This is a genomic window from Gilvimarinus sp. 2_MG-2023, assembly GCF_030547685.1.
Taxonomy (GTDB): Bacteria; Pseudomonadota; Gammaproteobacteria; order Pseudomonadales; family Cellvibrionaceae; genus Gilvimarinus.
This window is the reverse complement of the sequence record NZ_JAUOQM010000044.1, coordinates 301,229-312,491: the sequence shown is the minus strand read 5'-3', so window position 1 is coordinate 312,491 and position 11,263 is coordinate 301,229. Positions and strand designations below refer to the sequence as shown.

General features: G+C 48.7%; 7 protein-coding genes. 2 read left to right on the top strand and 5 right to left on the bottom strand.

The window, feature by feature from the left end:
* Window positions 1-31 precede the first annotated feature (31 nt).
* From Q4526_RS10665 to Q4526_RS10655, 3 genes are all read right to left on the bottom strand, one after another.
* The gene (locus tag Q4526_RS10665; RefSeq protein WP_215977059.1) at window positions 32-229 is read right to left on the bottom strand and encodes an AlpA family transcriptional regulator; all 198 of its coding nucleotides are present in this window, start codon (window positions 227-229) and stop codon (window positions 32-34) included.
* A 177-nt stretch (window positions 230-406) separates the two neighbouring features.
* Window positions 407-1,372, bottom strand: coding sequence for a hypothetical protein (locus Q4526_RS10660; protein WP_215977058.1), 966 nt, complete (start codon window positions 1,370-1,372; stop codon window positions 407-409).
* Window positions 1,373-1,486: 114 nt separating this feature from the next.
* Window positions 1,487-2,749, bottom strand: a complete 1,263-nt coding sequence (locus Q4526_RS10655; protein WP_215977057.1) for a site-specific integrase — start codon at window positions 2,747-2,749, stop codon at window positions 1,487-1,489.
* Window positions 2,750-3,308: 559 nt separating this feature from the next.
* Between Q4526_RS10655 and Q4526_RS10650 the strand changes: the two genes are divergently transcribed.
* On the top strand, window positions 3,309-4,811 hold the full coding sequence (locus tag Q4526_RS10650) for a right-handed parallel beta-helix repeat-containing protein (protein WP_215977056.1): 1,503 nt from the start codon (window positions 3,309-3,311) through the stop codon (window positions 4,809-4,811).
* Between the two features lie 111 nt (window positions 4,812-4,922).
* Here the strand turns inward: Q4526_RS10650 and Q4526_RS10645 are convergent, their stop codons facing one another.
* Both Q4526_RS10645 and Q4526_RS10640 read right to left on the bottom strand, forming a co-directional pair.
* Window positions 4,923-6,908 (bottom strand): vanadium-dependent haloperoxidase, encoded by a 1,986-nt coding sequence (locus tag Q4526_RS10645; RefSeq protein WP_215977055.1) that lies wholly within the window; start codon window positions 6,906-6,908, stop codon window positions 4,923-4,925.
* A 9-nt stretch (window positions 6,909-6,917) separates the two neighbouring features.
* Window positions 6,918-8,627, bottom strand: coding sequence for a CRTAC1 family protein (locus tag Q4526_RS10640; RefSeq protein ID WP_303609619.1), 1,710 nt, complete (start codon window positions 8,625-8,627; stop codon window positions 6,918-6,920).
* Window positions 8,628-8,933: 306 nt separating this feature from the next.
* On the opposite strand from Q4526_RS10640, the gene bglX reads away from it, so the two are divergent.
* A complete protein-coding gene (bglX, locus tag Q4526_RS10635) occupies window positions 8,934-11,189 on the top strand; it encodes a beta-glucosidase BglX (RefSeq protein ID WP_215977053.1) in 2,256 nt (751 codons plus the stop codon).
* Window positions 11,190-11,263: the final 74 nt, after the last annotated feature.

The following is an 11,263-nucleotide window of genomic DNA, read 5'->3' as shown; positions in this document are numbered from 1 at the left end:
AGAGATGCGGATGATAGGACAGGGTATTCCATTAGCCCTGCCCTCCTTGGTTAATGACGCTATCACGCCATTGCTGGATGGCCTCTACAGGCCAACCAATGGTGTTGCCTGCCAAGCGGACAGGCTGGGGAAATTGGCCTGATCTTACCCAGCGCCAAATTGTGGAGCGGCTTTTTCCGCCTGTAATCTCCTGAACGTCAGGAAGTAAAAGAAAAATAAGTTTGTTCATAAAGAACCCTCATAATAATGGCAAGAGACAGCCTCTTACCTTTAGATCGATTATGGGGGCTCAAAACCGTATACAACTATCAGTTAAATCCGTTTTACCCAGCCAAATGACTGCTTATCCAGAGTTCAATATTTTTACCCATTCGAGAGGACAATTTATACATCGTCCACTGGGTTTTTAAAGATCGCTGTTTTTCTTTTTTATTCGAACAGAGAACTCACTCGTGTCGGCTATACGCTCGCTCTTTAATTCATCGACTGAGGAATTTTTTAAAGCCTTAACTCGTCCTTCGTGAGTATGAGTTCGCTTGTACCAGTGCTTCTTGATGTACGGATTGTCAATCAGGTACCGCTTGGCACCCTGGATATAGTTCGTATAGGTATTATCTGACACATCCGAATTTGCCATCTTGGCTACGCTTAATATTAGCTCCGTTGGGGTGGTCATGTTAAATATTTTAAAGTAGGTCACAAACCTGTATATCATTAATCGAAGAGCATAGTCAGTTCCGCGAGTTTTCTTCTGAGGCCTGACATTTACCAATCCAGTATCACCACTTGAAAGTTCTTGCGCTGTATTGCGCTCAATAAGTGTACCCAGCAAACTTTCTAGCTCTCCTATTTGCTCCACACTCTTCATTTCTGGACCATCATTAAGTGCCTTTTTGATAACTTTTGCAGCCTCTAAAACCTCATTATTACACTCTTTCGAGTACACCATTTCATCCGGTGAAAGCAAGCTTTCTTCTAGGTAACACTGAAGAGCATAAGCCACTAACCCAACAACACGAAACTGATAGAGTGAGTACTCTGGAGTACTTTCTGTACAACCAAAACGATTCAAGTAGCTTTTTACTGAGTCAGTAAAGGCAACCTCTCCTTTTCCCTTTATGCGGGCCTTGAAATCAAGAACAGCAGCTAGTACGGGGTTAGCATTGATTAGAAGACGGTTTTCATCCCAATCAGGTGGAAGCCTCAGTTCACCATCCGCCACACCCAAGGGATTAGTTGTCGAAGAGGAAGCAATATATTCTCCCAAGCTTTCTGAAGGCGCTATGAAATAAAACATATTGACAGGAGCCATTCTTTTATTTTCATAGGCCTTATGATTAACAATGGAGGAAAGCTCGCCAAGCTCTTTCACGCCAAACCCTAGAACACTCTTGACCATTTCTCTACGCCTTAATCGCCTTACTAATTTGTCGCTATAACTTATAAAGTAACAAGAACTCAATAATCCGAACTCTACCACCCTGCGTTAACTATCAAGATAACAATACTCACACCATTGATTCATTAGCCCACGGCGGCGCTCAATCAATGTATCTCTACGATACGCCCTGGAAGTCTCTGATCCGACCTTGTGCGCTAGGGCATACTCAATAACATCGTGGTCAGCGTCCGTCTTAGTAGCAGCCCAGTCCGCAAATGTAGAGCGGAAGCCATGAGCAGTAAGACCGGTATCTTCTGAAATAGCCTTGGCTACCTTGAGTACACCTGTAGCACTCACATAGCCAGACTTACCGCTGCTATGAAACATATATTGGGAGCATCGCGGTATTGCCTCTAATAGCTCTAGCGCTCGATCCGATAACGGCACAACATGAACGCCTCGGGTTTTCACATCATCACCTTTAGCGGTCCAAGTTTTGGCTTTAAAGTCTATTTGCTCCCATCGAGCACTTCGAGCTTGGTCTGACCGTGTGGCAGTTAGTATCAAGAACTCTAATGCCCTTGCAGCTACCGTATTAGCCTCACGAAGGTTAGCCATGAAATGAGGCATCTCATCCACCGCTAAAGCCTCACGATGTTTTACTACCTGAATATTAGCCCCTTTCGGGAGCACTTGATCTAAGTGTCCCTTGAAGCGAGCCGGATTTTCATCCGGCCTTAGCTTCTGAGCTATCGCAAAGGACAATATATTTTCAATATAGCCACGAGTTTTTCTTGCTGTTTCATGCTTACCCTCCCAGATAGGTCTAATCACCTGGAGAACATGTGCTGTCTCAATATCATTGACTGCAAGATCACCCAGCTTTGGTAGGGCATAATTAGCAATACGGCCCCAAACCTTCTGAGTATTAGCGTCAGACATCTTGCCGGTTGCCTCTTTGCTGCGTTTTTCCAGCCATTGCTCAGCGACCTCTTTGAACGTGATAACCGTAGCCTGAGCCGCTCTGGCTTTCTTTTTGTTTGCATGCATTTCCTCTACGGGATTAACGCCATTTAGAAGAATCTCACGCTCAAAGTAGACTCTGCGCTCTCTGGCTTTGGCTCGCGCTTGAGCTAATGGAAGTTCAGCGTAAGGCCCTAAGCCAACTTCATGCCGTTTATTGCCAATACGTATTTTCAACAGCCACGACTTTGCACAAGACCCGTCTGCTCTAAGAGTACACTGCAAGTACAACCCCAAGCCCCTTGGGCCTACGTTGTATACGGCTTTTTTATTCTTAGTTGTGGCATCTGAGTTATAGCTGAGGCCACCCACCGTTTTGGCGGATAAATTATCACTGTTAGTCATTGGTACCCCACTCTCTACCCCACCTGGAAATATGCGCTTAATTAAATCACAATGAAACGAATTGAACCAGAATAAAACTATAGGCATTTGTTTTATATAGGGTTTTTAAAACTTAATGAAACGCAGGGAAACAGGGATTTTGGTCTTCTCCTGGGCACCAAATAGTAAAGGCCTCGATCACTGATCGGGGCTTTTTTGTATGTGCCCCAAAAGCAGTCGGGACTCCCAGCGAGGCAGCACAGCTGGCCCGTGGCAATCCCCCCCGAATCCGCCTTTATCCGCAACAGCTCTATTGACGGCCCCTCAAACCAAAAACCAATCGGTTGAATACACAACCCAAGTCATACATAAATTCGAGAGTTTAAGTTCCGCCTCATTCTGTGATTTACAACACAACCTTACCCAACTTTATTGACAAACACTTAGCGCTTAACTAGCCTATATTTGGCCTTACCACTTAGCCATCATACAAATAATAAATTATATGCCACTCTATCGCCATAAACCGGTGAGATAACACGAAGGGCATGCACACCATCAACCTCACTGGAGGCTTTAAATGAAGACTCAACATCATAAGAATATGACTTCTTTAAAAGGGCTTGTCGCCGCTACAGCACTATTCGGTTCTACCAGCTTTGCGGCAACACTGCCGGTTTACAACGCTACCGAGCTGCAAAACGCGCTTAAAAACGCCAGCCCAGGCGATGAAATTGTGGTACATCCGGGTTCATATATTGGCAACAAAAGTACGAGTGGCGAAGGTCGGGCTCACTTTTACAGTGATCAAAGCGGTTCACTCAACTCACCAATCATTTTACGCAGTGTCTCAAAAAGCAATAAACAAACCCTAGCCGGCGATGATGTCGATACCAGTTACGTTTTTCTGCTTGAGGGCGACTATTGGGAGATTAAAAACCTTAAATTTACTGGTGCCCAAAAAGGAATAATGCTTGAAGGGGCCAGCCACAACACAATTGATAATGTGGAGGTCTATAACGTCGGTCAAGAAGCCGTGCACTTTCGCATCAGTAGCTCTTACAACAAACTGACCAATTGTTATATACACGACACAGGTAAACGCGAAGGTAAAGAGGGCACCGGCGAAGGAGTGTATATTGGCACCAACAACGGTCACCAGGAATCGCCGGCCGATAGCAGTGATTTCAACACCATCGGTGGATGCACTATCGGCCCCTGGGTTACCGCTGAAGCATTTGATGTTAAAGCCGGCACTACAGGGACAGTCATTGAGTATAACCATGTGGATGCACGAGGCATTGTAGGTACCTCCGCTTCACCAGAGGCCGACAGCTTTGTTGACTTAAAAGGCACGGACGCTCTGGTACGCAACAATGTTATGGATTACAAGGGCGACAATAATATTACTCACGCCATTTACAGTTATCGAGAGCACACCAGTTCGAACATATACGATAATGAATTTAACCTACCCTTTGCGGCGGGGACCTTCCGGGCGCAGGAACCCACCATGCATATCTCAAACAATCAGCGCTTAGATGGCGGCTCAACTTTGGTATGGAAGGATTACCAAACCAGAAATATTGCTTACTCTCTTGACCAGTCAATCGAGCAACCCAACAACGGGCCCTACCCTTGTTTCGACGAATTAAATGGTGCCTGTGGCGGCAGCCCTACAAGTTCAAGCAGTAGCTCTTCTAGCTCTCAGGCATCGTCTTCGTCTTCCAATTCGAGCAACTCTAGCAGCAGCTCCGAAAGCTCCAGCAGTTCCAGCAGTTCCAGTAGTCATTCGAGTAGCGCGACCAGTTGCGAACAAGTTGCGATAGGAGCAAGAACTGAAGTTGAGCTGAGTGCGGCCAGCTGTGTTACCTTCCCAGAGAGCCTGCAAAATAAAACACTGCAAGTGTGGGATAGCAATGCAAATGATCAATGCGACTTTCGCGGCAACATTCAGGATCAATCGGGATCAGGAAATTTGAATGTCACGGGTAACTACGCATCGTCCGATGATTTTTCAGGTAATACTCTTTATATAACACCCAATAATGGTTGCCAATTTCTAAAAATTAGAGTGTATTAATCATCCGGATACAGTTATCCGCTCAGGGTAATATGAAGGTACATAAAGGCTTACCACTAAGCCTTTATGTACCACACCCGTTCAAAATTCAGCAGCCCGCCCTAGCTAGGTTTAATTCCCGGCAAAGAGCTTTTGCACCTGAGCGACAGCTTTCTGCGCGACTTTTTCGCCCATCAAGCGCCCTCTCAAATCATCCACCGGCGGATGGATGCCACCCCAAATTCGCGATAGGCTACATTGGTCCGAAGCGTCTCGATAGGTCGCCCACTGCAAAATAACATCGGTGCTAGGCCCTTGCTCAAACACCAAAAATTCATCTTTAGGTGCCAAGAATTCGCCCATACCGCCGGGGAAGTACTCACTGCCGGTGATCGCTGTTAACACCTCAGCCGCGGCACGTGAAAAGGTAGAGTGGCCCGATACATATCCGGCAAAGGGCGGGGTGACAAAAGTCGGGCGTTGATAGGGCCACCAGTTTTCAGCCAAAATCCAGCCGACACCTGCCGCATCGGTTTGTGGCGATTCAATAGTTTCTGGCCCGCGCCAAGAGTAGAGTTTTATTTTCCCGATATTGTCAGGCTTGCCGTCAGCAAGTGGGTCGCCCGCTTGCACCAATCCGATAAAACCCTCATACAAAGGCAGGCCATCGGGGTGGTAGGATGCCGCATCCGGATCAGTGGATTGTCCCAAATCCGCCATGGCCCGTATGGCCGATACGGGTCGAACGAAATCGTACCAACCTTTGTTGCTCCAGGCCGCTACCGCCGAATCATGCATAGCGCCCCCCAAGCTAAAATAAGCCTTAATATCCCACTCGAGCGGTCCCACCTGTTCTGAGCCCCACATTTGGCGCTCGAACTCGGGGTGGTCCACCACATGATTCAGAATGACAAACCAGTGCCCCGGTGGCGTTTCAGATTCGGGGCCATCGGCCCAGAATTCCGCCAACACCCGCGTATAGTCGCCCAGCGACACATTCTGAGGCACGTAAGGCTTTCCTGTGAAAGGGTTTATAGCGCGCCCCCTACTCGGGTCGCCGCCCTCAAACAGCGCGTAAAACTGATCATATTCGCTAAAATCACGGGGGAAGTCGGCGATATCCAAGTTGCCCAAAGCCGCAGGAGAAATATCGATAATGGGCGTTTGTTGCGGATCCAGGTGAGAGCCCCAAATAGCAACCAAAGCAAAAGTGCGCTGATAAATATCCCGGTAGTGACTATTGGGATAGGGCGGCTCGCCCGGATCGAGATATACGGTAAACTGATTACCATCGCGCTGGTAGGGCACCTGGTCCGCCTCGGTAAGCGCAAAAGGCAACACATCGCCCCACTCCGCCCCAATAAAATCGGGCACAGCAGATACCTGATTGCCCGCTTGATCAATGGAGGTTTCCAGCTCAATGGCCTGCCATCGGCCCAGGTCTTTTATCTCTGGGTTGCCGGGCTCAGCGGGAGCGATGGGAGGATTAACCGGTTGGTAGTAGCGGCTTTGGTAACTGTTTGCTTCATTGGAGCCGTCTTGCAGGCCGTAGCGAATATAACAGTCGGCAATATAATTACCCAGCTCGGCCGCATTGCCCTCGGCACTGGAGGCGACCAGCGCCGGGTTCAGCCCCATAGCGTCCATCAACTCATTTGATTGCAGCAAGGTATAAGCCACACTGGGTGAATTGGAGAACCGGTGGGTAATCAGTCGATAGGCTGCATAACTTATCGTCGCTTCGCGCGCTTCTACACTGTATTGTTGAAACGCATCGCGGGCGAAAGGACAGGAAAAACCATTTAAGGTTTGCCCCAGAAAATAGGCACTTTCTTGAGTTGAGTAGGCGGCCCAGGCATCATACATGGCCGCAGATAAATGAAATAGGTTGCGCGAATGGGAGGTCGGGCGTGCATAATCGTTGCGTATAGCCTCCAGCAGAACCTCATTCCACCTCCGTGCCACTGAAGGCGACTGAACATCGGCCAAGGGTTCACTTTTATCGGGGCCCATGGCCGGCGGAGACACCGAGTCCGGCTCCCCCTGCCCGCCGCCACACGACGATACAAAGACACAGAGGGTGGCGACCAATAATAGTGGGACTGTTGTTATTCTCATGGTTTAACCTCAAAAATTTCGGTCCGGGTGACTAATCGTAAGGTGCGCTTTGGAAAAAGGGCCTTGGTGCAGGCTAATGCGGCCATCCTGCCAGCGCACCTCAATAGACTCGATCGTATCGCCCGGAGCAAACCCCACGTATTGAATCGACGGATTATTGGAGACGAAATTACTGTTTGCCGTAACTTCTCGCATTTGTGTCGCTTGCGAGGATACGATTTTGATCTTGCTGCCGATGGCGGCAGTATTTGGGTGGGAACCCAGCAGTTGAATACGCAACTGAGTCGAAGCGTTTGAATGATCGTCTGCGTGTGTATTTTGATAAAACTTGAACGGTGTTAAGCCCTCATCAAAAATACCGTTGGCGGTAATAATATCCACATCGCCGTCATTGTCCGAATCAAAACACACCACACCCCGGCCTTGGGTACGATCGGTAATGCCGGCAACTAAGGCCTGTTCACGGTAGTAAAGGGTATTGTCACCGGCGTTAACCTCGGCCATATACAACCGCGATCGATCGTCGGCATAACTGGCCCCAAACAGCCCCGCTTGCCAACCGTTAACATGAAAAATATCCAGCAAGCCATTATTATCAAAATCGGCAAAGCAGGCCCCCCAACCCCAGCCACCGTCTACCACCCCTTTTTCCTGGCTGACATCGGTAAACATTTGCTCTGCACCTTGGGAGGAGAGATGATTGTTTAGATACAAGCGATTGCCTTGCCCCGACGCCGTGGCTATACCACTGACAAACCAATCCAGATCACCATCGTTATCCAGATCGCCCGTCGTACCGCCCATGCCATTATCGATGTCGATTTCATCAGAGGCATACTTTTGATAGATACCATCGCAGCGATTGAGAAACACTTGCGAGGTTGTAAAATCACCGATTACCAATAAATCCGGGCAGCGGTCATTGTTAATATCACTAAACGCTCCGGAAAAACTGTAATCCACCCCGGCGCCCAATACCGCCGTATTATTGGGCTGCAATATCATATATTCCGCCAGCCCAGCCTCCACAGTGGTATTTTCAAAACGCTTGCCCCCTAGGTTGCGCCATAAATGCTCTTTGGGGGCCGACTCCGGGGTTCCCCAGTGTCCTAAAAATAGGTCAAGCCAGCCATCACCATCGTAATCACCAAAAGAGGCCGAAATGGTGTTGGGAGAAACCATATCCGCCAATCCGTACTCTTGGGTTTTATCTATAAAATGCCATTTGCCTTGGTTATCCTGCTGTTGGAGCCATAAATAACTTGGGTCCCCATCGATACCGCCAATAAATAAATCCAGCCGATCATCACCATTCACATCCGCAAAGGCCGGGCCACAACCCTTATGATCCTCAACATCAATACCCCAGTTATCAGTCGCTTCACGATAACGATTATCGCCATTATTTAAATACAGGCTGGGTTGATCTATATCCCCTTTAATAAAGAACAAATCCACCAGACCGTCGTTATTCACATCATCCGAAGCGACGCCGCCGCAATATTTCATAATATCGCTAACACCTTTAGAGGTTTTATAACCGGCGAGAAACTCTATGCCAGTTTCATCCGTACGATCGACAAATAACTTAGACGGGACAGAGGTTGAGCCTGCAGACGAATGATCAGAGCCCGCCAGAGAGGAGCCACTCGTCGACCCGCCACCACAAGCCGCCAAAAAAACTGGAATACAACACAGAAAAAATCGCTGTACGAACATTTCATCAGCCTCAAACATTATTATTTTTAAATAAAACTACCCGAATCACACCTTCTGCCCGATAACCTTAGCGCTTTCACTGCGAAAAAACGTTCGCACTTCGGTTTTATTGGCCAGAACGGGTTCGAATAAACGCTTGTGGCGCGAACTTTATCGGTTTTTTGCAGGTTCGACCTTAAAAGTAACCTGCTCGTACGACACACAGACAAGGTGATTTTATAGTAGTGATTGGCCACCATTTTGTGGCCATTCACTCAGCGTAATGCTGCTCACGAATAACGAAGTGACCAAATAATGGAGTCACCTATGAAAAAGCTATTGACTTACTGCCTGCCAGTAATGTGCCTCGGCGCCCCACTCGCGAGTGCCGACGCAGTGGAAGAACGTATCGACACCCTGCTTGAGACTATGACCATTGAGCAAAAAGTAGGACAACTCGCTCTGCGTGATTTTGGCACTTACAGTGCAGAACAAATACCGGCCCTTAAAGAACAGATTCGCCAGGGCGAGGTTGGCGGTTTTTTGAACGTTAATTTCTCCTCCGTTAACGACAACGCTTTTGCCGAGCTGCAAAAAATCGCCGTGGAAGAAAGCCCTCAGGGTATACCACTGATCTTTGGCCAGGATGTCATTCACGGTTACGAAACCATTTTTCCCATACCGTTAGGCCAGGCGGCCAGCTGGAACCCAGAGCTGGTTAAAAAAGGCGCACGCATCGCCGCCGAAGAGGCAACAACTGACGGCATTCGCTGGACATTTGCCCCAATGATTGACATATCCCACGACCCGCGCTGGGGCCGAATTGCAGAAACTCTGGGAGAAGACCCTTATTTGGCCTCCATATTGGGGGTCGCTATGACCGAAGGCTTTCAAACAGATGACCCTAGCCGCCCCGATGCCATGGCGGCCTCGGCAAAACACTTTATTGGTTATGGCGCAGCAGAAGCCGGGCGCGACTACAATGCCGCTTATATACCTGAAGCGAGATTGCGCGACACCTTCCTACCGCCATTCAAAGCAGCGGTAGACGCGGGGCTAATGACCATCATGAGCTCTTACAACACCCTGAACGACATTCCAGCTACCGCCAATCAGTACGCACTGAAAACTATCTTGCGAGACGAATGGGGGTTTGACGGATTTGTGGTCAGCGACTGGAATGCGGTCATGGAAATGTTACCTCACGGCTTTGCCCGAGACGCCAAACATGCCGCCGAGCTGAGTGCCAACGCGGGCATTGACTTTGAAATGTACACCGATACTTATCAGCAGCATCTGCCCCAGCTTATTAAAGAGGGGAAATTTACCGAGGCGAAGTTAGACCAAGCGGTCCGTCATATGCTTCGGGTCAAGATGCGCCTGGGCCTGTGGGAGAACCCTTACCCGAGAGGCAACCGCGAGGCGGTTATCCTTAGCGATGACCATCGACAAGCTGCACGTGAAGCTGCGCGGGAAAGCTTTGTTTTATTGAAAAATGACAATTCGATATTGCCACTTGCCCCAAAAACCAAGATTGCATTAATCGGCCCGTTGGCCAATGTACCCCATGAACAATTGGGTACTTGGATTTACAATGGCAACAAGGAGGACTCAGAGCCCTTAGTACCGGCTCTTGAACAATATCTTGGCGGAACCGATTCGTTTACCTTTGTTCAGGGACTGGAATACAGCCGCGACACATCGACAAAAGGGTTTGGTAAAGCCGTAGAGGCAGCACAACAAGCCGACGTCATCGTGTATGTGGGTGGCGAAGAATCTATTTTATCGGGTGAGGGGCACAGCCGCGGTGATATTGCATTGCCTGGGGCGCAACAAGAGCTGGTAAAAGCCTTAAGCGAAACGGGAAAACCCCTGGTGACCGTTATTATGGCAGGCCGTCCTATCGAGCTGGGCAAAGTACGCAGCCAATCCGATGCCATCATGATGGCATGGCACCCTGGCACTATGGCAGGCCCCGCTTTAGTTGATGTACTTTACGGAGAGTATTCCCCTGTGGGCCGCTTACCCATTACCTGGCCCAAGGGCGAAGGACAAATTCCCATTTATTACAATCGAATGGCAACTGGGCGCCCGGCCACTGATGACAATTACACTCTCATTGGTGAAATTGAACAAGGCGTATTCCAACACGATCCCGGTAACTCATCGAACCACCTAGACTATGGTCATGAGCCCGAGTTCCCCTTTGGTTTTGGCTTGACCTACAGCGAATTTGAGTATTCCAATCTCGCTATTGCTAAATCGCGCATCGCTTTGGGAGAGACGCTTAAAGCCAGTGCCACCATCAAAAATACTGGCAAAGTAAAAACCACAGAGGTAGTTCAGCTGTATATTAGGGATTTGGTTGCATCACGTACTCGCCCCATTCGAGAGTTAAAAGGCTTTGAACGTGTAACACTTGCGCCGGGTGAATCTCGGGTCGTTGAATTTGAAATATCCACTGATGCACTCGCATTCCACAACCAAAAAATGGAAAAAGTCACTGAGGTTGGAGAGTTCGAATTGTGGATTGCCAAGGATGCAACATCAGGCTTAAAAGGTCGCTTTACTGTTTACGAGTAAACTGACGACGCCACCAACCTAACTTTTTTAGCAAATCCCCGGCACGCCGGTTCCACCCGAATGTCGGGGATACA

What these genes read in the sequence shown, in the direction of transcription:
- Q4526_RS10665 (WP_215977059.1), bottom strand. Translation starts at nt 229, where the DNA reads ATGAACAAACTTATTTTTCTTTTACTTCCTGACGTTCAGGAGATTACA.
- Q4526_RS10655 (WP_215977057.1), bottom strand. Translation starts at nt 2,749, where the DNA reads ATGACTAACAGTGATAATTTATCCGCCAAAACGGTGGGTGGCCTCAGC.
- Q4526_RS10650 (WP_215977056.1), top strand. Translation starts at nt 3,309, where the DNA reads ATGAAGACTCAACATCATAAGAATATGACTTCTTTAAAAGGGCTTGTC.
- Q4526_RS10640 (WP_303609619.1), bottom strand. Translation starts at nt 8,627, where the DNA reads ATGTTCGTACAGCGATTTTTTCTGTGTTGTATTCCAGTTTTTTTGGCG.
- Q4526_RS10645 (WP_215977055.1), bottom strand. Translation starts at nt 6,908, where the DNA reads ATGAGAATAACAACAGTCCCACTATTATTGGTCGCCACCCTCTGTGTC.
- bglX (WP_215977053.1), top strand. Translation starts at nt 8,934, where the DNA reads ATGAAAAAGCTATTGACTTACTGCCTGCCAGTAATGTGCCTCGGCGCC.